Source organism: Prosthecobacter vanneervenii (genome assembly GCF_014203095.1).
In the GTDB taxonomy this organism is placed as follows: Bacteria; Verrucomicrobiota; Verrucomicrobiia; order Verrucomicrobiales; family Verrucomicrobiaceae; genus Prosthecobacter; species Prosthecobacter vanneervenii.
The window spans coordinates 1,046,896-1,071,304 of sequence record NZ_JACHIG010000001.1; the positions used below are offsets into that span (position 1 = coordinate 1,046,896).

Sequence of the window (24,409 nt, forward strand, 5' to 3'; positions counted from 1 at the left end):
AGAAAACGCTCACACCATCATGCCCGACTGCATGGCTTTGGAGACGAGCTGGCTCTGGCTGGTGGGAGAGCGATTGTCATCGCCACCCCATTCGACACCCCAGTCTTTGCGCAGCTCGGTCATGCGATTATCAAAGAGGGCCTGCTGCTCATCGGAGAGATCATCGCTTTTCACCACATCCCGCACGAGGTCATCCTGCTTGATGAGATTGACAAAGGTCTGCACGATTTTCTGCGACTGGGTGAACAGCGTGGAGGCACGGCTGAGCTGGTCGTTTTGCACTTGAATGGCCTTGTTCAAATTGGCCTGCAGCTGCTTCATCAGTTCAGGGTCAGTGAAAAAGTTACCTGAGATTGTGCTGATGCTCTGAGTGTTGACTTGGAAACTGATTCCACCGGAGCCAGAAGGCAGGACTTTCTGCTCACGCGGAGCACCGGGGTTCATGCTTTCCAGTGAAAGCAGCGCCAGTAGCAAGCTTTGCAGTCCCAGACGCAGCTCCGCAGGGCTAGGTGATGTGCTCCCCTGCGTGCTTGTGCTTTGTGATCCGCCCGCCGAACCGAGCGCGGCCGCCCCTGCGAGTACCAGCCGGAGCTGCTCCGCCACACGTGAGAGCTGTGCGAGCTCACCTGTGGGCTGGCTGGTGATGTTGCCGCCGGAGTTCGTCTCTGTTCCTGAAAGAATGGCACGAAGCTGCCTGGCCACAGCCGTCAAATCCGGGAGTGATGCCGTGCCACCCTCCGTCTGCGATGGCAGTGTTTTGAGGGCGGAGCCGAGTTCTGACAAAGCCCCCAGAAAAGCAACCATGCCAGTTGTCGATGGCGGGATGCTCTGGGATGGACTTGTTTCGGAAGAAGCACTTAAGCCCAGAAGTGATGAAAGCGATTTCAGCAGATCCTCCTGCCCGGCTTGAGATTGAAGCGCCTGCAAATCCAGCACTCCTGCGTCAGCGAGCACGGTCAGAAAAACCTGCATCCCAGCAGACAATTCGGGGACTGAAAGATTGACACTTGATCCAGGATCCAGTTGCACGGCCAACGAAGCCAGCGCCGTGGCGAGTTGATCAAGGCCAGGAATGAAGTCCGAAGTCTGACCCGTGGTTGATGTTACGTCACCTATGACCGACGATGACTCGGGTGTGCTGCCCTGCGTCTGTGTCTGTGGCGGCAGATCCAGAATGTTCAAATTGCCACCGCCGAGAAGGCCGGAGAGCAAACGGCTGGCGCGGCGCAGGCTGTCTCCCAAGCCATCTGTTTGAGTGGACGACTTAGTGCCGGTCTGACTTGAGACGTCACTCGTTGTGCCGGTGCCAGGAGGGGTGACCACCGAAGGTGTCACGTTCTTCAAGCCCCCCTGCTGCGTGACTTCAGTCAGCTGACTCAGCACCCGCTCCGCGCTGGCTTCGATGCCGCCCGGCAAAGGCGAGGGCGGGGTTTCACCCGTGCCTTGGAGGAGTTGCAAGGCGGCCACCAGCCGCCTCTCAATGTTCTTCAAAGCTGCACTGGTTTCGGCGTTTTCCGAGCTGCGGGCGTCGCTGCGATTGCTGGCTTCACGGCGCAGGGTGTCGAGCATTTCATTGAGCTCCTCCAGCGCCTGATTGGCCTTCACCACATTTTGCATGGCAGTCTCATAGGCCGCCTGCATCTGCTCCAGATAGCTGGTAATGTACGCAGCCACTTCGCTCAGCTCCACATTGTTGAGCTTGCCGTCACCGTCGTAGTCGGTGGGCTTGATGCCGATCTGGCCGAGGAATGTCGTCAGATCGCTGGAAATCGACACATCGGTCGGATCCAGCTTGAGCTTGTTGGTGATCGCATTTTGCGCGATGACCTCACGCTGGTAAGGGTTGTCTCCCAAGCGGTTGCCATTGTTGCTCCAGGTATTGGCATTGCCATCGAGCTGGATGATGTGACCGTCGTTGCTGGTGAGATCCACATCGCGGCCATTGAGCTCGGTGTAAGAGCTGACGCTTGGATAGGAGCCGCCCTGTATGCCGGTGATCGTGAAGGTGTGGATGCCACGATCCAAAAGAATGCTGGCGGGGGAGCCGGGCGTGAAGGTGACCTTCGTGAGATTGGGCAGCACGAAGGTGGAGGTGTTGTTGAATTTCCAGCCTTGGCTTCCTCCATTGAGCGTGTCCGTGGTGCCGTCCGGCCGGATCAAAATGCCCGCCCCGCTGGCATCTGTGAGCGTGGTGTAGCCGGAATCCCCCCAGGTGGCCAGAGAGTAGCCGCCACCGAGATCATGCACCTGCGGCTCCTTGGTGCGAATGATGGCGATGGGCGCAGTGTTGAGAAAATTCAGGACGTTGGTGGCGTGATTGATCACGTCATTTGCCGAATTGATCACGGCTTGCAGCGCATTCAGCCGCGCAGTCGGTTTTGGGCTCTGTGCATTGAGGGAGTTCCACAAACTCTGAGCCTCACCCCGCACTCCATAGGCATTGTTGAGCGCGTTGGAGGTGTGATAGCGGGACATGCCGGGGTCCGCTTGATTGATCAAATACGCCGTGCCTAGCTCCAGCTCCGCGGCTGTCTGAAGCACACGGTCGGCGTAGCCACGCTCAGCGCTGCCGGCCGTGGTGCCATACACGGCGTTCTGCGCGTTATACTTGACGTTTCCGGCAGTGCCATAGTATGGCCAAGCCTGGTTTCTCAGCCCGTTCACCGCTGCATCCTGATGCTGGTTCCGCAGGCTGCTGGAAGCCGCCTGAAAGGGATCTTTCGCAGCCTCAATGTTTGCCAGCTCAATATCAGAAGACACCTCCTGCAGCCTTGTGATGGCAGCACCGTAGTAGCCCGTATCGTTCAGCAGTGTCTGCAGCCCCTGCAATCCGCTGGCCGCAGTCTGGCTGACGAGATCACGATGCGCCGTGAAGGAGGCGGAATACGCAAGGTCTGCATCCAGAGCACCGGCGCGCGCGGCGATGCTGACTTGATCGATTTTGATGATTTCCATGAGCGTGCAAAAAGCGCCCCTCCGGCAATCACGAGAGAGCGCACCCTTTGCATCCGCGAAAGGCGGCTCCGGATTACAAGAAACTTGCGAAGCAAGTCACTCGGGTGAAAAACTCACCACCACATGGCGCGGCAGTTTAAAGACCCTTTCACCGAATGGCTGGCAACGCAGGGCATTGAGGCAGAAGTTTACCAGCCTGGCGGCATCTTTGGCTACCCGCCCATGGGCTGGCAGATCCGGCTGCGCCGCTCCTCCATCGCCTACGTGGTGCCGCAGGACAAACCGGACACGCTCATCGTGATCATGTTTGAGCGTGAGCAGTCCCGCCGCGGGCTGGGCAGCCCGTTTGCCGACTTTGTGCGCTTCGTCAGCCTGGTCAAGAACAGCGGCAGCGGCGTCACCCGCATCCGCGGCCGGGTGGAAGCCTCAGAAGACCGCCCGAAAGACAGCCTGGACAAAGAGCGAATGACAAGATTTTACCACAGCTATCTGGGAGGCACGGACACCCTGGATGGCACGGATGTGGAATGGGTGGTGGGAGAACTGGAGGGGCTGGAGCTGCCACTGGGGAGCATGGCAGCAAAGCCGGAATGATGGGCCGAGATCAACCTGGGTCTTCAAGGCCAAGCTTGATGGCAGCGCTGCGCATGTCGAAGCTGAGGGGCTTGCCGTTGAACTTGATTGCGTTTTCCCCCTGCTGTTTCTGGCCGGGATAGAAGGTGGTCTGGGTGGACCGTTCGCCTTCTTTGAGATAGGAGCGGTTGGTGTAGGTGAGGAAGTCGTCCTGCTTGGCGGCCCACATAAAAGCCTGGGTTTGCTCCCAGCTCTGGGTCATGAAGGTCTCGCCGTTGGGCATGATGACGAAGACCTTGTCGTCTTTTTCGGAGAACTGGGTGTTGTCCATTTCGGTGCCGTGCTTGATGAGGTCGCCACCGGTGTAGCCGCCTTCGCCTTTGACGGAGTCGTTGAGCTTGCTGCGTATGTCACGCTGCCACTGGGTGAGGCGCCCCAGCTCTGGATCAAGCTCGCGGCGCTGCTCCTGACCGAGGAGCTTGGTGCGGGCTTCGTTGACGATGCCGACAAAGCTGTTCTGAGCTTCGCTGCGCTTCTGCACAGCTATTTTCAAGCCCAGGCCGACCATTTCTCTGCGGATGGATTTGATCTGATCCTGGTCGCCTGATTCCCTGGCTTGAGTCAAGCGCTCCCTGGCGCTGCCGAGCTGGTCTGTGAGTTCCTTCATGCGGGATGACATGGGAGGGGTGTCTGACTTCATCTCGGAAGCGAGTTCTTTTCCGATGAGGGTGCCGTCTCCAACTTTTGGGAGCATGGCAAACATGTCGTAGTCTGCGGTCAGGGGAATGGGGGCGCTGTCCTTGCCGGATTTACCCCCCATGACCTCCAAGGGGGTCCAGTCCTTCACGGGGTCGCCAGCGAGAGGCGTTCTGCCCTCGAGGCTTTTGTAGGAGACCGTGAAGCCCTGGTCAGAGGGTTCCAGCTTGAACATGTAGTTTGCGTTGGGCTCAGATATCTCGTTGGGACCTGCGGCGCGGTTGAGGAAGTACATGGGCCCCTGCCCTGGTGGCGACTGGAGAAGATTTCCGTGCTCGTCGCACGGGCGCATGAGCTGCTTGTCCAGAAGATACTCCAGACGATTGGGGCTGAGGCTGAGCTGGGATACCCCCACGCGTTCACTGTCATGCTCGAGCGAGTGCTGGTTGTCTTTGATGCCTTTGTTGACGTCTTCCAGGCTGTTGTGCTTTTTGCTGAGATTCTGATCTTTGGCGATGTAGCCGGCCATGGGCCCCCAGTCTGAGGACTTGCCGTGGACGTTGAGTCCCTTCGCCGCTGTGCCTTCCTGAAGGAGTCCGGTGCTCATCTGATTGACGGGCCGGAACATGAGGATGGCATTGGTTTCCTTGGCAACGGATTTGAATTTTTCCACGTGTTCGGGAACCAAGCCGGAGCCTGTTACTGCCTCCTGGCCAGAGGTCATGCCCTTCCCTTTGAGCTGTTCCAAACGATAATTGAATGGATCCATTTTTCCCTGCTGCGGCCTGGGTAATGAAACCGTACCTTCCAGGAAGCCATGCTGCGGCACCTGCCCAAGGTCATGCACGCCAGCGGACAGCACTCCGCTCTGCGGCGTCTGGGCGATATCTTCCACCCCGTAGAAAAGCACGCCGTTCTGGGGTGTCTGGGAGATGTTTTCCTCGCCGTAGTGAAGCACCCCGTTCTGCGGCGTCTGGGAGATGTCATCAAATTCGATCTTCTGTCTGCCGCCACCCGAAACCTGCTGGTCAAAATCAAAATCGAGCGTGTCCCGCGGCTGGGGAGGCACATCGAATTCATTGAGATCGAGTGAATCGAATTCGGTATCAATCTCCTCCATGCCCTGCAGCAGGCTTTCGATCTCGCTTTCGCGGCTTTGCACATTGGGCGCCGTGTTGCTGTTGCGGCGTTCGGGCGGGGTCTGCACCTCCACATCGCGGGTGCTGAGGGCCCTGCCAAAAGCCAAAAAAGGCTGGGCGATGATGCCACCGAGCTGTTTGAGCGCCTGCCCTGCGCTGACCAGCATGTCGTGAAGGTGGGAGGCGAGATCGCGGCCAATGTTTTGCAATGTCTGGCCGGCAACTGCCAGCCTGCCTTGAATACCTTGAAGACTCATGGTTGACCTGGGTGAGCGTGTAAAATGAAGGAGTGGTTGCCGGGCTAAACGCGGATCATGGTGGCAAGAGAGGCTTCTGAGAGGAACTCTTCATCCGAAGCGGAGGCTTCAGAGCGACCGAGGCGCTGACGCCAGAGGGCCGCTGTTTTTGCAAAGGTGGTGAGATGCTCACCGAGGGTGGTGACATTGATCTGCTCCGTGTTGAGAGAGAGCTGCAGCAGGACAGCAACGCCGGCGGCATCCAGGGCCAGCGAGGCATGGCCCGTAGCGCGGCCAAGGTAGTTTCCCCGCAGCAAGTGGATGTAGAAACGCGCCCGGCGTTCAGCAGGCACGCTTCCGACCACGGCGTGAAGGTGCAGCACGGTGGCGCGCTGAGGATCAGGCTCCAATGTCACATTGGTTTCATTGTCAAAAAGGAGGCCACAGGAGCCATCCTCGCTCAATTCCACGTTTGTGAGCCCCAGCAGGGAAATGAGTTCGACAACCAAGTCACGGGGCGTGCGATAAAGCATGGAAAAGAGCGGTGAAGCGAGATTGGGACAGATTAAAATCAGGCTCTCGTGGCGGCGTCTAGAGCGCCACTTGAGATGCGATCCTCCCAGCCATCCAGGTAATTCACGAATGCCTCCACTTCCTGGGTAAAGCCGGTGAGGTCCAAAGCATCCATCCAAAGCCTGCGCTCAAAGAGAACCTCTCCTTCGGGACTGAGGGAGAAGAACGCGCCGCCAGTGTGGGTTCCAAGCAGATTTGCCCGGAGCAGTTCGGCCAGTGACTCCTCCGTCTCCAGTTCCAGCAGCGAAACTGCAGAGCTCAGGTGCAGAGTGCTGCCGTCGGGCAGCAGTTCGAAGTCAACATCGAGGTGCTTGTCAAAAGAGAGCCGGCAGGTTCCATCTTCGCCGAGGGCGAGGTTTGGATGACCGAGCAGCAGACCGAGTTCTTTGATGGCATCAGGGACGTTCATAGGAAGCTGCTTCAAACATCCGCGAAGTGAGGACCCGGCATTACACCCCCGGCTGCTTTTCACTGAAAATCCGCATTTGTGCCGCGGCCTGTAATGCCCTGGCCCTCGGTTGCGGAGTATGAAGCACCGACCGCTTTCTTTTTTTCTATTAACACCCACTCCCACCTCTCCATGTCATCCGAAGAACTCATCGCCGCGCTGGCCGCCGAACTACAGGCTCCCGAACTCACACTGAACGCGCAGGGGGTCTGCCAGTTCATCATCGATGACGGCATGCTTATCAACATCGAGGAATCAAAGCTGGAGCAACGCCTGCACCTGTACGCCGAGATTGCCCCGGTGCCTGCCATGGAGCGGGAAAATTTCTATGCGTCGCTGCTCTCGGCCCAGCTCTTCGGCCAGGAAATCGGCGAAGGCTGCTCCTTCGGCCTGGATGAAAGCTCCTCGTCTATCCTGCTGTGCCGCTCGTTCCGCTGTTCCGGCTTGGAGCCGGAAGAATTCATCGACATGGTCGGAGAGTTCATCAACTGGGCGGAGCACTGGCACCTGAAATTGAGCGGCCGTGAAGTGGAGAACACTGAGGAAGAGTCTGTGCTGTCTGCAGAAGCCCCCCAGGAAAGCTACATTCGCGCCTGATTTGCCCATCCTTCCAATCCTGACGCCATGCTCACAACACTTGACCGCCTCAAAAGCTTCACCAATCAGCAAACCCACAACCAGCCACCTCCCCCGCTGACCGACAATCCTGAGACCAAAGGCCAGGGGCTGCGAAAGTACAAATCCAATTCAGAAGGGGTGGCACGTTTTCAGCAGACCAAGGTCCTGAAGGCTCTTTCCTCCAAGAAGATCGCCTCCCGCGGCATCACGGTCCAAAACGTGATCAGCCGCGAGGGCATCAAGGCGATCCTGGGAAAGGTGAGCACGATGTCCACCCTAAAAGACGGTGCGCGGCGGTTGCTTTACCGGATGCGCAATTCCAATCAGACAGCCTCCTCCGAAGTGGGAGGCACCCACCGCTCACTCATCCGGCTCACAGGCGAGTACCACACGCTGTCTCAGAATCCCACACCGGGCAATCTCGAGCGCCGCAATGAACTGCTCCAAAAAATCGACTCCAGACTTAGCAATCTGCAGGAAAAGACCGAAGTGCTCAATGGAGGACGCGAAAGGACCAAGGCCGTTGACCTCAAGCTTCTGAAAGCTTTCGTGCGCTACGAAACAAACCTCATTCGTCCCAAAGACCTCCCGCCGATGCAGCCGCCCCCGGATATCCCGGACGCGCCGATCCGCCCCAACCCCTCTGAAGCAAAGCCGTACACGGTGCCAGTCAAGACGAAGGGACACTTTCTGGACGAGGTGCGCCAGAAGCTCGAGGTGGTCGAGCAGCCCCCCAAGGAAGAAATTCCTCTGGGAGAAATGCCCAACGCTCCACTTCTTCCTAACCCCCCCGAACTCCGTCCCTACACCGGAAACCTGGGCAGCAAGGGGAGCACTCTGAACGAGGTGATTGAAAATTTGAACCAAACCGCCGGGATGACCCACGAGGTCAACAGCCTGGACTGGGCCAAAATGGAGTTCGACAACGTCTCCTCTGGAGATCTTGACAACCACGACGTCCGGCAGGACGTGCCCGAGCCGCAGCCGCGGAAGACCTTTGCCGATATGAGCCTGAAAGATGTGCCCGGCTTCTCCCTGAAGTCTCAGGAATACAACAAGATTGAGGACCAAATCTGCGAAGCCATGATGGTTAACGGCGGCAACGACGAAAATGCGCAGGTCGAGGCCGGCAAGCTGCTGGGCCAGCTGATTGGAAGACAACTCGGGCAGCATATGGCCAACATGACGGCTGGAGAGAAACGGGATTTCCTGACCTCCTTCTACACCTCTGACCGCAACTCCATCATGGGTCCGGTCATGAAAGAAATCGGGCTGCGCTTCCCAAGATTTTCACAATACTTCCGCCACTTCGACACCTCAATGGACCAATGCAAGACAGTTCTCACGGCCGCATATGCGGAGATGCATCAATTCCTTCCGGACAGGTGCAGCGAGAGCGGCGAGGAGATCACCCTCAATGGCGTGAACTACCGCCTGGTAAGCGGGCTGGATGAGGGGGGACACGGGGCGGTTTCCATTTATCAAGAGGTGACGGATCTGCCGAATCCAGAGCGCATCGTGGTCAAGCGCTCGCTCTACGAGCACTCCGGCAATGCAAGCACGAGGCTCAAGGGCTTCCAGCAGCAGGTGAAAGAGTCGCGCATGCATGCCAGCCTGGGTGACAACAACTCCGTGACCGCTTTCCGCGGCGTGGTCCAGACGCCCGGGGGCGGCATCCTCCTGGCCATGAATCTTGCCCCGCATGGAGATGTGGGCGGAATGATGAGCAAGCTCAACGACGCGGAGAAGAGCGGGCTTATTTCCCATGAGGCGGCCAATGCGGTACGCATCACACTGCTGAAGGACATGGTGGAAGGGTTGAAGCAGCTCCAGGAAAATCTCGGCACCATCCATCTGGATCTGAAAATGCAGAACTTCTTCATTGAGGGGGATGGCAAAGCGCGAATGGGAGACTTCGGACTCATGGAAAACGGGCTCAGCACCTCGGTGACGAACCTCAAGATCGACGCCGAGTACAACAAGGCCCCTGAGCTGATGAAGGGACAGGAAGTCCAATCCATGAGGAGCAATGCAATTCTCGACATGAAAAATAACTATGCGGAAAATGAACAGTCCAAGCTGAACGCGCAGAGCCGCAAGGAAGACGCGGAGTATTCTATCCAGATTGATACGAAGGCGGATGTCTTCGCCCTGGGCACGGCTGCCTACGAAATGTTTACCGGCAGAAAATTCATTGAAGACCTTACCGGCGACGGCTGGGACAAAGCCTTCGACGCACTAAACGACTTCGGCCAGAATCCCACACGCACGGTAACGACCCTGGGCATGGAAAGAATGCCCGAAGAGATCGATGTGCTCAATACCGTCACCAACAAGATGGAGAAAGTGAATGATCCAAATGACTCCCCGCGCCGTGTGGGCCTGGGGGTGACTGTGATGGACCGGGTTCTCAATGCCATGCTGCATCCCGACAAAGACCAGCGGCCAAGCATGCGGGATCTGCTGAATTTCAGCGTGTTCAACCAGCCCGGCATTGAAACAAATCATGTGCGGAATTTGATCAAGCTCCTTGGCACGCCTGGGACTTCCCCTGAACAATTGAAGGTGGCGTCCCGGAATGTGGGCTTCTAAGGCCCCAGCCGCACTCTCGTTCACTGGCTGCGCTGCCTGACCATCGCCCCCTGGTTTCTACATGCCCAATTCCCGTCAGGCGTTTCTCATGCCGGCCGCCCTCGCCCTGGTGCTGGGGGCGGGCACGTGGTGGCTGTGGCCTGCGGACTCTGATCTTTGGCGGAAGGTCATCGCTGTGTTCTTGAGCACCGCACTGGCCTTTCAGGTGGCAGTGGCACTGCGTGCCACTGGTCGGGCCGCCGTGCAGGCATGGCTGGAATGCGGCGCCTTTTTGCTGGTGCAGGGAGCATTCCTGCATCTGCCCTCCGCCCTCGGCTGGCTGCTCCTGCTCACCGGCTGGTGCTGGCGCTTTCTGGTGCGGAACCTTTGGAAATGAGCCGCCCCTGCATTGAACAAGCGCTGGCACTCCACCGCGCAGGGCGGCTGGAGGAAGCATGGCCTCTCTATGAAGAAATTTTAAGCCTGGATGCAGACGATGCCGCTGCTCTGCACTGGCTGGGTACGCTGCACCTGCAGTCGGGCCGTCTCTCGCTGGCACTGGATTTTCTGGACCGCTCAGTCCGCGCCTGTCCGGATCATGCAGAGGCGCACAGCAACCGTGGCAACACCCTGCGCTGCCTGCAGCGGCTGGAAGAAGCAGTGGCTGCCTTTGACCGCGCCATCTCCCTTCGACCCGCCTATGCCGAGGCATGGAACAACCGCGGCATCGCCCTGCGGGACATGGGCAGGCTGGTGGATGCGGCGGAGAGTTTTGCACAAGCCGTCGCGATCAAGCCGGAGTATGCCAACGCTCTTAAAAATCGGGGCGTGGTGCTGCGTGGCATGGGGCGCTTTGCCGAAGCGCTCAAGTGCCAGGACCAGGTGCTTCTGCTCCAGCCGCAGGATGCAGCGGCGCTGAACTTCCGTGGCAATGCGCTGCATGACATGCGCCTGATGGAGGATGCCGTGGCGAGCTATGACCGGGCTGTCGCACTGAGGCCAGACTATGCGGAGGCTTGGTACAACCGCAGCATCTCCCTGCGTGAGCTGAAATGCATCGACGATGCCATTGAAAGCTGCGACCGCGCCATCGCCCTGCAGCCGGAGCATGCAGATGCTCAATGGAACAAAGCAGAGCTGCTGATCCTGAGCGGCGACTATATGCAAGGCTGGCCGTTGTTTGAGTGGCGGTGGCGATCCATGCGTTATTCCCAAGCGGCGCGCGATTTTGACACACGCATCTGGCTGGGGGCGGAGGGCATCGCAGGCAAAACGGTGCTCATCAACCCGGACGGCGGATTTGGGGACACGCTGCATTTCTGCCGCTACGCGCCGCTGCTGGCGGAGCGCGGCGCGCGTGTGATCCTGGAGGTGCAGCCCGGGCTGGTGACACTGCTGCGTGAAAGCTTTTCTGCGCTGGAAATCATCGCCAACGGCCAACCACTGCCTGCCTTTGACTGCTACTGCCCCATGATGAGCCTGCCTGCGGCCATGGCGACACCTCTGCATGAGGTCCCGGCCAGCCTTCCCTATTTGCAGATCCCGCCCGCACACCGTGCACGCTGGGCTGGATTGCTGGGGCATTCACGACGCCAACGGATCGGGCTGGTATGGTCTGGCAGTCCGGAGCATTCGAATGATGCACAGCGCAGCATGGCAGCAACACTGCTGGAACCACTGCTGACTCTGGACGCGGAGTTCCACTGCCTGCAAAAGGTGATCCGCGACGCGGACCGTGCAGCGCTTTCAGCAGGCCGCATCAAGACGTGGGAAACAGAGCTGAAAGACTTTGCGGACACTGCGGCGCTGACTGCGGAGATGGATCTTGTCATCAGTGTGGACACCTCGGTGGCGCATCTGGCGGGTGCATTGGGAAAGCCCGTCTGGGTGATGCTGCCTTTCGTGCCAGACATGCGCTGGCTGGCCGAGGGATCTCATTCGTACTGGTACCCCTCAAAGATGCGGCTGTTCCGGCAGGATGCCTCAAGACAATGGCCTCAGGTGGTGGCACACGTGTTGGAGGAACTGCGACAACACTTCAACGAGCCTGCCTCTGGAGATTAAAGCCGCTCTTCTCTGGAGCCGTAATCCTTGTCATTTTTCAGGTTATGTTTTATCCAGAGGCTTTCCGCCTTCCAGACGCCGACGTGCCTCATGCCTGAACAGCCCCCTGCCCCACCTCCTGAAGCCGCCGCTTCCTGCTGCGCGGTTTGCGGTGCACGTGTGAGGCCGAGTGCCCCCTGCTCCCAGTGCCTGATGCGGCTGGCCACGGCCTGCGATGAAAGCGTGCTGCTGGATGCGCTGCAGGGGCGGCGCTTTGGAGATTATGAGCTCCTGGCGGAGATCGCCCGCGGTGGCATGGGCGTGGTCTTTCGCGCACGCCAGATCAGCCTGGAGCGGGAGGTTGCGCTCAAGATGATCATCGCAGGCGAACTCGCAGGCGAGGAGGCCCTGCGGATGTTCCGGGTGGAAGCACGCGCTGCTGCCAATCTTCACCACCCCAACATCGTGCCCGTGTATGAGATCGGCGAGCATGAGATGCAGAACTACTTCACCATGCGGTATGTGCCCGGAGGGCAGACGATTGCCGAGTGGGCGGAGCCTCATCGCGAAAAGTTCCATGAGATCGCGGCGGCCATGGCCAAGGTGGCCCGTGCCGTGGCCCACGCGCATGAGCGCGGCATCCTCCACCGGGATCTGAAGCCTTCGAACATCCTGTGGGATCCGTCAGGCGAGCCGCAAGTCACGGATTTCGGCCTGGCCAAGCTGCTGGACGACACCGGAGGCAAGGCCACCAGCACCGGCATGCTGCTGGGCAGCCCCTGCTACATGGCTCCGGAACAAGTCGGGGGGCAGGTGGACAAAATCACGACCGCGACGGACGTCTATGGTCTGGGTGCCATCTTATATGAGTTGCTCTCAGGGCATCCGCCCTTCACCGGCAAGTCGGTGCTCGACATCGCGCGGCAGATTCATGAAAACTCGCCGAAAAACCTCACGGCAGTGCCTCTGGATTTGCGTACGGTTTGTGTGAAATGCCTGGCCAAAAAACCAGCGGACCGCTATGCCACAGCGCAGGCACTGGCGGAAGACTTGGAGCGTTTTGTGAAGGGAGAGCCCGTGACGGCCGTGCCGCTGCGGCGGGCAGAGCGGGTGTGGCGCTGGGCCCAGCGCAAGCCTGCACTCGCCCTGCTGGCGGCACTCTGCAGTGTCTCCATCATTGCAGGAAGCACCGGCATCCTCTGGCAGTGGCGCGCAGCCACCCGCGCCAACAAGGCGCAGGCCGCCGCCCTCGAACGCATGCACTGGCAGGACATCGACGAATGGGTGGACCGAGGGGAGCACGCCCGTGCCCTGGCCTATCTGGCCTCCTTGATTCGAGCCAACCCTGAGCACTGGCAGGCAGTGATGTATGCCATGTCCATCGTCGATCAGCATGACTTCCCCGTCTTGCAGGGTCCCGTCATCCGCCCTGCCGTGAAGCTCATCACCCCGGCCTGCATGTCTCTTGATGGCCTGTCAATCCTGACAGCCGGAGAAGACCGCGCTGTACGCCTTTGGGATGTGGCCACTGGCAGACAGACAGCAGAATGGACACTTGACAGCACGGTCACAGCCATCGGCATGACCGCCGTCCTGAATGGAATTTTCATCGCCACGGAGGACGGTGCCCTGGCTCTTCACAGCTCGCGAGGCCAGCCGCTGAGACTCCGCCGGAAATACACCACGCCCATCCTCGAAATGGGAGTCTCCACGGATCAGTCGCATCTCATCGCCCGGAGTGCTGAGGGGATCGAAACATGGACCATCGCCGCCATTGTGCAGCCCCCCTGGAGCATCGCCCTGCCAGATGGCATCAAAGGCGCCAGCCTCTCTGCAGACGGATCTCGTCTTCTGGTATGGAATACCAGACAGGCTGCCGTGTGGGACACATCGAGCAGGCAGGCCGTGCTGCATCTGCATGCTGGCATCTCCTTCCGCAGCGGCGTCCTCGCAGCCGGCGGGGCCAGGGTGGCATTTCTCGATGGCGGCTTCCTTGCAAAGATCTGGGATGTCGCCAGCGGCAAGCTGGTGCAAACCGTCGAGAGCCAGCTCGCCAAGTCCAAATTCCTCAGCCTGGACCGCGCAGGCAGCCGGCTCACCGTGGCCGGAAACGCCAATCACCTGACCGTTTATGATGTGGAGTCAGGCCTGACAGTCTCCCCTTTGATGAGCCACCATTATGCCATCAGCAGCCTCCAGGCCAGCCCTGACGGCTCCTGCACGGTGAGCTATGGCAATGATGACGCCATTCATGTGTGGGACGCACGGACCGGGGCCTCATTCATGACCTCGATTTCCTTCGGCTTGCCGAGAAAGCAAACTCATGTTCAGCCATCTCTGGATGGAAGCAGCGTACTCGTGCACCATCGTCTCGAAGGTCAGTTTGACGAATCGATCACAGTCTGGAAAGGCAACTCCCAGCTACCGCCCAAAAGGCATCACGTCCCGGGACAGCGCGATTTCAACAGTGGCAGGATCAGCCCGGATGGACGACTGGGCTGCCTTGGGCTGAATCCAGAAAACCGTGCCTATGTCTATGAACTCGCCACTGGCCGGGTCATTCTGGACAAGCCCCTCATGGGCGACGTCTATGGAATACACTTTTCACCCGACCACAAAAAGTGCTATGGAGTCACCGCCAATGGTGCCGTGTATGGCTGGGATCTCGAAACCGGCCATGCACTCTGGCAGCCGAACCAGCAGCCGGGCATGATCAGGCCCTCCGCCATCTCTCCAGATGGCGCGCGCTTGATAGCCGGCCACAATGACGGACACATCCGCGTGTATGACACCTCCACAGGTGCCTTGGTGCTGACGCTGGCCCATCCCGGAGAGGTCAAGGTGCTGCGCTTTGCCCCGGACAAATCCGGGCGTTTCATGTCAGGATCCACCGACGGCATCGCTCACGTGTGGGAGCTGGCTACTGGGCGCAAACTGCAGACCTTCACCGGCCATACCCACACCATCATCGCTGGAGACTGGAGTCCGGACAGCCGTTTTATTACCACCGCTTCCTATGACAGCACCGCCCGTGTCTGGGACGTGAGCACCGGGCAGATGACAGGCACGCCCATGCCCCACTTTGCCTGGCTCTCTCATCTCGAATTCAGCCCGGACGGACGGCGTGTCGTGACGGCCTGCCGCGATGGTACCGCACGGCTGTGGAATGCCCGTACTGGACAGCCCCTGAGTCCGCAGCTTCAGCAAGGCTACACCTGTGAAACCGTGCGCTTCACCGCAGACGGCGCCACTTTTCTAGTTCGTGATCACGAAGGGTTCCGCTTCTGGGACACCGAAAACGCCATCCCTGTGAGCATTCACTACCCGGAGCCTGTCTCAGGTGGCCTGGGCATGGACAGCGAAAACTGGCGAGCCATCATGACCCCCGACGGCACCCACGTCTTCCTGGGGTATTCCATCAATGACGGAGCCTTGTGGCAGGTCAATCACCCTCGTGGCAAAGCCCCCCCCTGGTTTGCGGACCTGCTGGAAACCCTGTGCCTGAACACTCTCGATGAGAGCAAACCCGGCGGAATCCTGCTTGGAGAGCATGTGCTGAAACTGCGCCAATTACTCCTGCAAAGCGCCCCGGCTGATTTTCACGCCAATTGGGCCAAACAAGTCCTGGGAATGAAGACAACGAAATAAAATGCCATCTCATCTTGGTAATCCTGAAAGATGGCCCCTTCCATTCGCCCTTGCACCAGGCTCAGTGCGCGATTGAGCACAGCCATTCTGCGCTGTGGCATGGACTGTGTGGGAGGTTTCCCGGCAGCGACGAATCAGCTTGCTGGAATGCTGCATTACAGCATAATTTAAGTCGTCTGATAAATATCGGTAAAGGCTCTCACCAACTTTCTCAAACGATTGCTTCTGCGCATGGGCGTTTCTCCCATCTTCTCACACGCTGTAGCATCCAAGGGAAATTTGACGATTGCCAAAAGTTATCACAATTCATTGAATTATAACACTTTGGGGCTATAGCTCAGTTGGTAGAGCGTCTCGTTCGCAATGAGAAGGTCAGGGGTTCGAATCCCCTTAGCTCCACCAGCCTTATCAGGGGCTGGATAGAAGTCCGATGGCTGAGGGGACATGCCGCGTGACACCCGCTGCACGATGGATGTGCGAGCTGAGCGAGGTATTCACACAGCCAAATAGCAAGCTGGGCCGGCTGCCGGCTGCGGCTACAATACAGCCTGCAGCGCCATTCTTCGTCGTCAATCTTGAGCAGCCCTGCTAGCACTCACATAGACTGCGCTTTTTTCTCCTCAGTCTCAAAACAACACCGCACGAGGCACGGAGCATCGTGGCACCGCGCGTCAGCATCTGCTGACTTCCACTGGACATGACCTGGAGGCCATGTCATCACGTGACCGAGTTACTTCTTGCGTGGAGCTTTCTTGTCTTCGCGGGCCTGGTCGGCTTCGACTTGCTTGGCCACGGCGCGCTCCACGTAGTTGGCAAAGCTGCGACCGTCGAGGGCGGCGTACTTCTTGGCCAGCTTGGCAATGCGGGGATCGATGGTGATGCTGGTATTGATTTTCATAGTGTGGCAGCGTGTGGTATGTCTGCGCAGGATGCAATGGCTAATTTTGGAACGCCCAAGAGGCTCAGCGCCAAGGGAAAAGGGCGCTAAAGAGCAGCCTGCCCCATCTGCAATGACAGCAGCAACCACGTCTTCGCATAACAACCTGAACTCAATTCTTAATCTTCTTTCCAAGCCTGAAGCATGGCGAACCCTTCGCGGTTGCGTGGAGCCAGGGCGAGAGAGTCGAGAAGATGGCGGCGGGCACGTGGGGCGTCTGTAGGCCTGAGCAGGGAGGCCAGCCGGTAGTGTGTCTGCGCGGCTCCGGCAGGGTCCAGCAGTAGGAGCCGCTCGCTGGCGGCGATGGCCTCGGCGCTCTCCCCTGTGGCGGCGCAGGCCTCGGCCAGAGCGCGCTGCGGGGTGGTGAGAAAGGGGTTGAGCGCGTTGGCGCGGCGGGCGTTGGCCTTCAGCTCCGGCCAGCGTTTAGCGGCCATGTCCAGCTCGATGAGGCGCAGGTAGGCGCTCTGTGCACTGGCGGAGTGCGCGGCGATCTGGCGCAGCACAGCGGCCTCCTCATCGGTGCGCTTGAGCTGGCGCAGAGCCTGCACCTTGAGGGCGTAGCCGCTGTGGTCGTCTTCATAGCTCTCGGGCACCAGCTCAATGAGCCTGTCTGCCAGCGGGAGCACCTGCTCCCATTTTTGCGCCTGCACGAGGGTATCGGCCTCATGGTGCAGGGCGTGCAGGCTGGTGGGGTGCTTTTTGAGGTACTCGGCCAGGGAGCCAGGCTCAAAGGGATTCAATTCCTCAGGCTTGGGCTCTGCCCAGTCGGCTTTGGCACCGTAACTCTTGGCGCGGGCGGTGATCCAGGCAGTGAAGTCTTTTTCCAGCGCCTCCATGTCTCCCACATGCGCAGCCAGGGCGTCATTGATGCGCTTTCCTCCTGCGAGATCCCGCAGGATGCCCTGAAACTTTTCCTTCCCATGCTTGTCCATGAGGTACTCGACCACCTGGCTGGACTCATAGTAGGCAAACATGAGGTGCTCCTGGGTCTTTGGGGCCATGAAGGCACTGCTGAGACGGGAGATGGGCGTAAGCGTGGGGTCGTCTTCTTGCGCGTCTTTGCCCTCATTGAGCACCATGGCGCGGTGTTGCTCATTCATGGTCATGCCCCAGGCGGGATCGCGCTGGCGCTCTTCATAGACGCTGATGCCCTCGCTCAGCCAGCGGGGCATGCGGTTCTTGGTTACGGTGAGGGTGATGACATGGCAAAACTCATGCCAAAGCGTGGCCTCCCAATTGCTGCGGCCATGGGCCAGACTGCCGGGGCTGTTCATGGTGACGACGGTGCCAAAGCACACACCCAGCATCCCCTGCCCTCCCAGCGCGCCAAAGGTGCGGATGGCAAAATCCTGCTGGGCACCGAAGAACTCCACCAAAACAGGGCGCTGGAGGTCGAGTCCGTATTTGGCGCTGAGCACGCTCTTGGCATCGCGCAGGAGCGAGAGCGCGCGTTCGCCATAGATGGGCCAGTCGCGCTGCGGCATTTTCAAAACGAAGTCGGGGAAGGTCTTGGTGATGTACTTTCCCATCTCCTTTTCCAGCATGCCTAGATTGTGCGCCTGGATGTTGTAGCCGTCTTCTTTGCGAATGGCCTCGGCGAGCTTCCAGGCCTCATCCTCCTCGCCGAGGCGAAGCAGTGTATGGCAGAGCTGCACTTTGGCGGGCAGGTATTTGGCATCCATCTCCAGAGCGCGGCGCAGGTGCGAGGCACCTTCGGCAAAGCGGTAGGCGCGGGAGAGGCAACGGCCGATGGTGGTGTCCACCTCAGGATTTTGCGCCCATCGTTGCAGGGCCTGCTGGCGTGCGGCCTCCATCTTGGGGGCGTCTGCCTGGAAGAGATAAGCCACGACGGCACGCAGAGACCAGGCGATGGGGTGGTGCTCATCGAGATCAAGCACCTGCTGAATGGCGGCCTCCGCCTCGATGAATTTCTCCCCGCCGATGAGCAGCTCCGCCCGCAGCAGGTGGGAGGCATGGTGGTGGGGATTGAGCTCCAGGGCTTTTTTGAGGCTGTCGGCGGCCTTTTCGCGGTCGCTGGATTTGAACGCACGGGCCAGCCCGAGGCGGAGGTCTGCCGTCTCTCCGTGCGCCTTGAGTCCGGCGCGGAAGACATCGGCGGCGCGTTTTTCGTCGTCCTTGGCCAGGGCCAGATCGCCCTCGGCGAGGTAGGCGGCTTCGAGCTTGGCATCCTTTCCCTGCGCCACCTTGAAGTACTGGGCGGCGACTTTTTGGGCGTCTGCGCCGAGCACGAGCGCGGCTCGGCCGAGCACCACGGTCTCCATGGCGCTGCGGTCTTTGGCGGGCTTGGCCTTGGCGGCGTCATTGAGGGCAGTGAGGGCAGCCTGAGCCAAATCGGTGCGGCCCAGCATGCGGGCCAGGTCATGGCGGAGCATCAGGATCTCAAAGTGGCCAGGAAAGAGGACGAGCGCCTTGCCGATTTCGTCGAGAGCCAGTTCGTGCTGCCCGAGTTCCCGCAGGGCCTTGTAGCGCAGGATGCGCCAGTCGGGGGATTTCAGCCCCTTTTCCACCGCCGCCTCGCCAATACGGGCCACGAGCTCGTAGTCGCCCCTCGCGTAGAGCTCTCCCACAGGCCCGAGATTGCGCTCCTCAAAGATCTTTTCCAGATCAATCTGCTGAGCATGGACCGCAAAGGCGTGCAGGAAGAGCAACAGCAGGAAGACGGAAAGATGACGCATGGATGCAAATCGTACTTCAACCGCCTGTTCTCGCATGAGTTTTGCCATCTGTTGGCGGCTGCCCCCTTCCATTGAGGATCGTTGTGGGGCGGGTGTTCTTTGTGCGCGTCGTTCTAAAAAGCGCAGCCTTGGACCTTCAGATGCTACGGCACGAGTGCAGCCCACGCACGGTACCAATGACAGACAGCATTAGGCTTAGCACCTCACCAAGGTGGCGGCTGGACGAGCATTTCAGGATGCGATTTTTTTAGTTTATTTTCTGCGAGCGCTCAAATCCTGCTTTATGATCGCCCGCCCGGATGCCTGAGACGACTCTCTTTTTCCTGTTCATCTCCTGCTTCACACTGTCGCTGCTGCTCGATTTGCTGCTGCTGCCGGCCGTGTGGCGGCACAATGCTGCTTGGGCAGAGCAAAAGGGAATCCCGCGCCGCGTGGTGGACAGTCAGGGCATGTGGCGATGGACATGGAGTCTGATGTGCTTTGATTCCAATCTGCGTGTGACTCCCTCCATGAGATTTCTGGCGCTGGCGTCTGGGCTGCTTCGCCTGGCCGCCGTGCTGGGCCTGCTGGTACTTCTGAGCATCTCAAACCTGACCCCGCGCCCCTTTGCCCACAAGAGTCACGACACCGGCACGCATCATGCCTTGGCCATGCAAGCATGGGATGGCGCAATGATCTGAACGATCTTTGTTAGGCCCCGCGCTTTGGAACAAGCCAGAACACAGCCCACCTCACTGCTGCGGCAGCAGGATGGGAATGCCGTTATCAATCATGAAAAGGCGGGTGCCATCCTGCGTGGCCAGCGCAGCGCTCATCTGGCAGGAGGCGCACTCTTCGGCCGTGGCACGGCGCAGGGGCTGGTGGGTGTCAGGACAGCGCAGCAGGGGCAGGAAATCGTCGAGCCAGGTGGTGGAGGCCGAGGCAGTTTCGGAGGGCTTCATTCGCTTAGGTTACTTTAGTATTCTGCCATGGAAGGATCAATCTCACGCGCCCAGGCGATGATGCCGCCGGAGATGTTCCAGACGTTTTCAAAGCCCTGCTCGCGCAGCTGGCTCACGGCGCGGGCGCTGCGGCCTCCGCTCTTGCAGTGTACGAGGATGCGCTTGTCTCGCGGCAGCTCGGCGCTGCGCTCGCCGAGCTGGCCCAAAGGGATGAGCACCGCACCGGCGATACGGGAGATGCTCTGCTCATGGGGCTCGCGCACATCGAGCAGAAAGTGGTCGTCTCCGGCATCGCGGAGCTGTTTGAGTTCGTGGACGGTCATGGATGGAACGGAAGGGACGGAAGTGGGTGCAGAGGAAATGCCGCAGAAGCCCTGGTAGTCGATGGGCTGGGTGATGCTGGGGCGCTCTCCGCACACGGGGCAGTCGGGGTCGCGCCGCAGGGTCAGGGTGCGGAAACGCATGCTCAGGGTGTCCACATGCAGCAGGCGGCCGAGAAGCGGCTGGCCAACGCCAGTGATAAGCTTGATGGCCTCCAGCGCCTGCAGGCTGCCGATGATGCCGGGCAGCACACCGAGCACGCCGCCCTCTGCGCAGGAGGGCACCAGGCCAGGAGGCGGAGGCTGCGGGCACATGCAGCGGTAGCAGGGCCCGCCCAGATGCGGGGCAAAAACGGCCACCTGACCGTCAAAGCGCAGGATGCTGCCATACACGTTCGGTTTGCGCAGCCACACGGCCACATCATTGCTGAGATAGCGAGTGGGAAAATTGTCTGTACCGTCAATGATGACGTCGTAGTCCGCGGCGATCCGCATGGCATTGGCGGCGGTGAAGAGCTCGGGATGCACCTGCACATCCACGTGGGGATTCACATCCGCCAGACGGTCCCGCGCGGCGTCGAGCTTTTTACGCCCGAGGTCCTTCTGCCCAAAGAGCACCTGGCGCTGCAGATTGGTGATCTCCACAACATCCGGGTCCACCAAGCCCAGCCCGCCGATACCAGCCGCCGCCAGATACAAAGCGATGGGAGAGCCCAGCCCCCCCGCCCCGATGCAGAGCACACGCGCGCCACGCATTTTCCGCTGCCCCTCCAGGCCAAACTCCGGTATGGCCAGATGACGGGCGTAGCGGGAGAGTTCGGCTGGGGAGAGGTCGGGCATGGGAGGACATGCAGTTAAGCACGCGGCGTGAGCCGTTACAAGTGATGCGGGCACTCCGATGATCCAGCGGTTGCGGGAAAGCCGGTCGTGCCTAAACTGTCACTGCCATGCCTGATTGGACTCCCCCAACCCAAGTCAATCTGGTCGATCTGGGCTTCATGGATTCGCGCTCCAAGCTCATCGACCTCGCCGCCTTTCTCGACCGCGTGCAGCGCGCCGGGCAAGAGGGCGACTTCCGTGTGCAGGCGCTGAAAAACGCAATCTCCCTGCTCTCCCAAGACAAACCGCAGCGCGCCCGCGATGTGCTCCTGAGCTTCAGCGACCCCAGCTCCGAGCCCGTGGAAAAAGCGGCGATGCAGGGGGCCATCGGAGCGTATAAGAGTTGACGGTAGTTTGCAGTGGTTGACGATGGTTGACGGTTGTTTTTCCAATCCTTCCAGACCTCGAAACCACCTGATCGCCAACCACTGTCAACAATCGTAAACAACCGTCAACCACCGTAAACTTCCCCTCATGTACATCGAGCCCCACGGCCACATGGTCAGCCGCACCACGGATGACTACGAGCGCATGGCGCTGGCCGGCTGCCAGGCCATCTGCGAGCCCGCTTTCTGGGCAGGCTTTGACCGCGCCAGCGCAGAGGGCTTTTATGATTACTTCCGCCAGATCACGGAATATGAGCCCAAGCGTGCGGCCAAGTTTGGCATCCAGCACTACTGCTGGCTGTGCATCAATCCCAAGGAGGCCGAGGACCTGAAGCTGGCGGAGGATGTGATCGCGCTGATCCCGCAGTTTATCGACAAGCCCGGCGTACTGGGCATCGGCGAGATCGGGCTGAACAAAAACAGCCGCAATGAGCTGCGTATTTTTGAGCAGCATGTGCAGGTGGCGCAGGATTACGATCAGCTCGTCCTCATCCATACCCCGCACCTGGAAGACAAGTTGAAAGGCACGCGCCTCATCGTGGATGCGCTGAAAAACTTCCCCGAGATCAAGCCGGAACGCGTGATCATCGACCACGTGGAGGAGCACACCATCGACCATGTGCTCGACCATGGGTTCTGGGCAGGCATCACCCTCTACCCCGAGAGCAAATGCACCCCGCACCGCGCCATCGACATGCTGGAACATCGGCAGGCGGAACGCATCTGGATGAACAGCGCCTGTGACTGGGGCGTGAGCGATCCCCTGGCCGTGCCCAAGACCATGCAGGCCATGCGCCAGCGTGGCTGGAGCCCCGAGATGATCCAGCGCGTGGCCTGGGACAACCCGCGTGCCTTTATGGGGCAGAGCGGGAAGTTTAAGATGTGACCTGACTGCTCGCTGGCCGCCAGACAAAGAAGTTTTCTCCGATCAATCTCTCGCACGGCAAGCTGGGAACAGCGGTGAAGAAGGCGCGGCTGCAGCCGGGCTTATAGCGGTCATGCAGTTCGATGACGATGGCGTCGATGTCATGGATCCATGCGGCGCTGGATTCAAAAATTTCTTTTTCGGCGCCTTCCACATCCACTTTGAGCAGGTCCACCCGACCTCCGGGAAAATGGCGCAACAGCGTCGGCATGGAGACAGCAGGCACCAGGCAGCCGCTGCATGGTCCGGACACATTCTGCAGCTGATCCTCCACTCGCATGCCCCAGGAGCCGATACCCGGATCTGCGAGGAATATCTCTCCATCATGACTCCATACGGCAGCGCGCACCATCATCACGCCCGGCAGCCCGCCTAGGTGACGCTGCATCATGGCAAAATTCCCCTCTTCGGGCTCCACAGCAACGATCAGTGCCTCTGGAAACTGGGCACGAAAATACAGCGAGGCCAGTCCAGTATTGGCCCCCAGGTCCATGATGGCCATGGGACTCGCCTGGAAGGGCAGACGGTATTCGTGGTCCAGGAATATTTTCTTGAAGACTTGCATGTCAGTTTCTCCAGCACGCAGCATCACCGGAGTCTGCACCCCGGGTGCCTGGACGGAGATCTCAAAAGACTGGCCGAGCACATGAACACGCAGCCAGACCACCAGTCCACGAACAAGGCCCAGCACCTGAACATGCAAAAGGAAGCCATGGATCAACGCCTTGAGCCGTGCGCCGCCGGAAAGCTGATTTTTCGAGATTTCTGGAAGAGGCTCCATGCGAGCATAGGCGGCGGGCAAAGATTTCAAACACCCGAAGCGCGGGCATGCATGCCGCACGCCCGCCCAGGGTGCCAGTGATTATTTCGGCGGCATGTGAGGAGATAAATAGCAAAACTTCGGACACCAGTTCGAGGAGCCAGGGGATTGCACTTCGGCGCTGCTGCGTGCAAGATCAGAACTCTGACCGAATGACCGCGCCAAATCTCGACAACATCGCCCTCATCGCCGGCAACGGCATTTACCCGGAAACCTTTGTGGCGGCGGCGCGGAAGGCTGGAGTGCGAAAGCTGGTGGCGGCGGCGTTTACGAATGAGACAAAGCCGGAGCTGGCAGGGATGGTGGACGCCATCGAGTGGTTCCGTGTGGGCCAGCTGGGCAAGATGATCTCCTTTTTCAAAAAGCAGGGCGTGACGCAGACGGTGATGGTGGGCCAGATAGCGCCCAAAAACCTCTTCGACCTGCGCCCTGACCTGCGAACGCTGATCATGATGGCGCGGCTGAAGGAGCGGAATGCGGAGACGCTGTTTGGCGGCATTGCCAATGAGCTGGCGAAAGATGGCATCACCCTGCTGCCGGCCACGACATTTCTTGAAGACCTGATGCCCAAGCCCGGGCATGTGGCGGGGCCGCAGATCAAAAAGCGCCGGGTGGAGGATGCGGAGTTTGGATTCAAGATCGCCAAGGAAAGCAGCCGGCTGGACATCGGCCAGACGGTGGTGGTCAAGAACGGCACGGTGCTGGCGGTGGAGGCCTTTGAGGGAACGAACGAAGCGGTCAAACGCGGCGGTGCGCTAGGCCGCGGCGGTGCCACGATGGTGAAGGTTTCCAAGCCCAACCAGGATATGCGCTTTGACGTGCCCGTGGTGGGCCCGGAGACGATCCGCACCGCAGCCGGTGCCGGGGTGGATGTGATCGCGGTGGAGGCAGGCATGACCCTGCTGCTGGGGCGGGAGGAAGTCTTCAGGCTGTGCCTGGAGCTGAAGGTGACGCTGCTGGCGATAGGCTAGGTTTCACCTAGGTCTGCCATACGTCTGCCACCAC

At 59.8% G+C, this 24,409-nt stretch carries 19 protein-coding genes and 1 tRNA gene; 11 read left to right on the forward strand and 9 right to left on the reverse strand.

Annotated features, from left to right (window positions below; all coding sequences use genetic code 11):
* Positions 1–9 precede the first annotated feature (9 nt).
* On the reverse strand, positions 10–2,955 hold the full coding sequence (locus HNQ65_RS04010) for an SNARE domain-containing protein (RefSeq protein ID WP_184338178.1): 2,946 nt from the start codon (positions 2,953–2,955) through the stop codon (positions 10–12).
* Positions 2,956–3,078: 123 nt separating this feature from the next.
* On the opposite strand from HNQ65_RS04010, the gene HNQ65_RS04015 reads away from it, so the two are divergent.
* Positions 3,079–3,549: a hypothetical protein gene (locus HNQ65_RS04015; protein WP_184338179.1), complete on the forward strand. Its 471-nt coding sequence runs from the start codon at positions 3,079–3,081 to the stop codon at positions 3,547–3,549.
* 10 nt (positions 3,550–3,559) lie between these two features.
* On the opposite strand, the gene HNQ65_RS04020 is transcribed toward HNQ65_RS04015, so the two are convergent.
* From HNQ65_RS04020 to HNQ65_RS04030, 3 genes are read right to left on the reverse strand one after another with little or no spacing between them, the layout of a single operon-like run.
* On the reverse strand, positions 3,560–5,620 hold the full coding sequence (locus HNQ65_RS04020) for an anthrax toxin-like adenylyl cyclase domain-containing protein (RefSeq protein ID WP_184338180.1): 2,061 nt from the start codon (positions 5,618–5,620) through the stop codon (positions 3,560–3,562).
* Positions 5,621–5,664: 44 nt separating this feature from the next.
* On the reverse strand, positions 5,665–6,132 hold the full coding sequence (locus tag HNQ65_RS04025; RefSeq protein ID WP_184338181.1) for a type III secretion system chaperone: 468 nt from the start codon (positions 6,130–6,132) through the stop codon (positions 5,665–5,667).
* 38 nt (positions 6,133–6,170) lie between these two features.
* Complete coding sequence (locus HNQ65_RS04030) at positions 6,171–6,581, reverse strand: type III secretion system chaperone (protein WP_184338182.1); 411 nt, start codon at positions 6,579–6,581, stop codon at positions 6,171–6,173.
* A gap of 93 nt (positions 6,582–6,674) precedes the next feature.
* On the opposite strand from HNQ65_RS04030, the gene HNQ65_RS04035 reads away from it, so the two are divergent.
* The 6 genes from HNQ65_RS04035 (at position 6,675) to HNQ65_RS04060 (ending at position 15,902) form a co-directional block, all read left to right on the forward strand.
* Positions 6,675–7,217, forward strand: a complete 543-nt coding sequence (locus HNQ65_RS04035) for a type III secretion system chaperone (protein ID WP_184338183.1) — start codon at positions 6,675–6,677, stop codon at positions 7,215–7,217.
* Positions 7,218–7,244: 27 nt separating this feature from the next.
* Positions 7,245–9,830 (forward strand): protein kinase domain-containing protein, encoded by a 2,586-nt coding sequence (locus HNQ65_RS04040; protein ID WP_184338184.1) that lies wholly within the window; start codon positions 7,245–7,247, stop codon positions 9,828–9,830.
* 88 nt (positions 9,831–9,918) lie between these two features.
* Positions 9,919–10,206 carry a hypothetical protein gene (locus HNQ65_RS04045; protein ID WP_184338185.1) on the forward strand — a complete coding sequence of 96 codons (288 nt, stop codon included), beginning with the start codon at positions 9,919–9,921 and terminating at the stop codon, positions 10,204–10,206.
* Positions 10,203–11,873, forward strand: coding sequence for a tetratricopeptide repeat protein (locus tag HNQ65_RS04050; RefSeq protein WP_184338186.1), 1,671 nt, complete (start codon positions 10,203–10,205; stop codon positions 11,871–11,873). The genes HNQ65_RS04045 and HNQ65_RS04050 overlap by 4 nt, the downstream gene beginning before the upstream one ends.
* A gap of 90 nt (positions 11,874–11,963) precedes the next feature.
* Positions 11,964–15,500 (forward strand): protein kinase domain-containing protein, encoded by a 3,537-nt coding sequence (locus tag HNQ65_RS04055; RefSeq protein WP_184338187.1) that lies wholly within the window; start codon positions 11,964–11,966, stop codon positions 15,498–15,500.
* Between the two features lie 326 nt (positions 15,501–15,826).
* Positions 15,827–15,902: transfer RNA gene (locus HNQ65_RS04060), tRNA-Ala, on the forward strand.
* A 328-nt stretch (positions 15,903–16,230) separates the two neighbouring features.
* On the opposite strand, the gene HNQ65_RS04065 is transcribed toward HNQ65_RS04060, so the two are convergent.
* Complete coding sequence (locus HNQ65_RS04065) at positions 16,231–16,398, reverse strand: hypothetical protein (protein WP_184338188.1); 168 nt, start codon at positions 16,396–16,398, stop codon at positions 16,231–16,233.
* A gap of 158 nt (positions 16,399–16,556) precedes the next feature.
* Positions 16,557–19,133 carry a peptidase MA family metallohydrolase gene (locus HNQ65_RS04070; protein ID WP_184338189.1) on the reverse strand — a complete coding sequence of 859 codons (2,577 nt, stop codon included), beginning with the start codon at positions 19,131–19,133 and terminating at the stop codon, positions 16,557–16,559.
* A 299-nt stretch (positions 19,134–19,432) separates the two neighbouring features.
* Here HNQ65_RS04070 and HNQ65_RS04075 point away from each other — a divergent pair, with 299 nt between their 5' ends.
* Positions 19,433–19,813, forward strand: a complete 381-nt coding sequence (locus HNQ65_RS04075) for a hypothetical protein (protein WP_184338190.1) — start codon at positions 19,433–19,435, stop codon at positions 19,811–19,813.
* A 51-nt stretch (positions 19,814–19,864) separates the two neighbouring features.
* Here HNQ65_RS04075 and HNQ65_RS04080 read toward each other — a convergent pair whose 3' ends face one another.
* Together HNQ65_RS04080 and moeB are read right to left on the reverse strand one after the other, a co-directional pair.
* Entirely contained in the window at positions 19,865–20,074 is a 210-nt protein-coding gene (locus HNQ65_RS04080) for a hypothetical protein (RefSeq protein WP_184338191.1), read from the reverse strand.
* Positions 20,075–20,088: 14 nt separating this feature from the next.
* The gene (moeB, locus tag HNQ65_RS04085) at positions 20,089–21,234 is read right to left on the reverse strand and encodes a molybdopterin-synthase adenylyltransferase MoeB (protein ID WP_184338192.1); all 1,146 of its coding nucleotides are present in this window, start codon (positions 21,232–21,234) and stop codon (positions 20,089–20,091) included.
* A 107-nt stretch (positions 21,235–21,341) separates the two neighbouring features.
* Here moeB and HNQ65_RS04090 point away from each other — a divergent pair, with 107 nt between their 5' ends.
* Both HNQ65_RS04090 and HNQ65_RS04095 read left to right on the forward strand, forming a co-directional pair.
* The gene (locus HNQ65_RS04090; protein WP_184338193.1) at positions 21,342–21,620 is read left to right on the forward strand and encodes a hypothetical protein; all 279 of its coding nucleotides are present in this window, start codon (positions 21,342–21,344) and stop codon (positions 21,618–21,620) included.
* A gap of 127 nt (positions 21,621–21,747) precedes the next feature.
* Complete coding sequence (locus HNQ65_RS04095) at positions 21,748–22,545, forward strand: TatD family hydrolase (protein ID WP_221306028.1); 798 nt, start codon at positions 21,748–21,750, stop codon at positions 22,543–22,545.
* On the opposite strand, the gene HNQ65_RS04100 is transcribed toward HNQ65_RS04095, so the two are convergent.
* Positions 22,535–23,365: an FkbM family methyltransferase gene (locus HNQ65_RS04100; RefSeq protein ID WP_184338194.1), complete on the reverse strand. Its 831-nt coding sequence runs from the start codon at positions 23,363–23,365 to the stop codon at positions 22,535–22,537. The genes HNQ65_RS04095 and HNQ65_RS04100 overlap by 11 nt on opposite strands.
* Positions 23,366–23,556: 191 nt before the next feature.
* Here HNQ65_RS04100 and HNQ65_RS04105 point away from each other — a divergent pair, with 191 nt between their 5' ends.
* A complete protein-coding gene (locus HNQ65_RS04105) occupies positions 23,557–24,375 on the forward strand; it encodes an LpxI family protein (RefSeq protein WP_184338195.1) in 819 nt (272 codons plus the stop codon).
* The last annotated feature ends 34 nt before the right edge of the window (positions 24,376–24,409 follow it).

Coding starts and splice junctions, on each gene's coding strand:
- HNQ65_RS04010 (WP_184338178.1), bottom strand. CDS start 2,955: ATGGAAATCATCAAAATCGATCAAGTCAGCATCGCCGCGCGCGCCGGT.
- HNQ65_RS04015 (WP_184338179.1), top strand. CDS start 3,079: ATGGCGCGGCAGTTTAAAGACCCTTTCACCGAATGGCTGGCAACGCAG.
- HNQ65_RS04020 (WP_184338180.1), bottom strand. CDS start 5,620: ATGAGTCTTCAAGGTATTCAAGGCAGGCTGGCAGTTGCCGGCCAGACA.
- HNQ65_RS04025 (WP_184338181.1), bottom strand. CDS start 6,132: ATGCTTTATCGCACGCCCCGTGACTTGGTTGTCGAACTCATTTCCCTG.
- HNQ65_RS04030 (WP_184338182.1), bottom strand. CDS start 6,581: ATGAACGTCCCTGATGCCATCAAAGAACTCGGTCTGCTGCTCGGTCAT.
- HNQ65_RS04035 (WP_184338183.1), top strand. CDS start 6,675: ATGCCCTGGCCCTCGGTTGCGGAGTATGAAGCACCGACCGCTTTCTTT.
- HNQ65_RS04040 (WP_184338184.1), top strand. CDS start 7,245: ATGCTCACAACACTTGACCGCCTCAAAAGCTTCACCAATCAGCAAACC.
- HNQ65_RS04045 (WP_184338185.1), top strand. CDS start 9,919: ATGCCGGCCGCCCTCGCCCTGGTGCTGGGGGCGGGCACGTGGTGGCTG.
- HNQ65_RS04050 (WP_184338186.1), top strand. CDS start 10,203: ATGAGCCGCCCCTGCATTGAACAAGCGCTGGCACTCCACCGCGCAGGG.
- HNQ65_RS04055 (WP_184338187.1), top strand. CDS start 11,964: ATGCCTGAACAGCCCCCTGCCCCACCTCCTGAAGCCGCCGCTTCCTGC.
- HNQ65_RS04065 (WP_184338188.1), bottom strand. CDS start 16,398: ATGAAAATCAATACCAGCATCACCATCGATCCCCGCATTGCCAAGCTG.
- HNQ65_RS04070 (WP_184338189.1), bottom strand. CDS start 19,133: ATGCGTCATCTTTCCGTCTTCCTGCTGTTGCTCTTCCTGCACGCCTTT.
- HNQ65_RS04075 (WP_184338190.1), top strand. CDS start 19,433: ATGCCTGAGACGACTCTCTTTTTCCTGTTCATCTCCTGCTTCACACTG.
- HNQ65_RS04080 (WP_184338191.1), bottom strand. CDS start 20,074: ATGAAGCCCTCCGAAACTGCCTCGGCCTCCACCACCTGGCTCGACGAT.
- moeB (WP_184338192.1), bottom strand. CDS start 21,234: ATGCCCGACCTCTCCCCAGCCGAACTCTCCCGCTACGCCCGTCATCTG.
- HNQ65_RS04090 (WP_184338193.1), top strand. CDS start 21,342: ATGCCTGATTGGACTCCCCCAACCCAAGTCAATCTGGTCGATCTGGGC.
- HNQ65_RS04095 (WP_221306028.1), top strand. CDS start 21,748: ATGTACATCGAGCCCCACGGCCACATGGTCAGCCGCACCACGGATGAC.
- HNQ65_RS04100 (WP_184338194.1), bottom strand. CDS start 23,365: ATGGAGCCTCTTCCAGAAATCTCGAAAAATCAGCTTTCCGGCGGCGCA.
- HNQ65_RS04105 (WP_184338195.1), top strand. CDS start 23,557: ATGACCGCGCCAAATCTCGACAACATCGCCCTCATCGCCGGCAACGGC.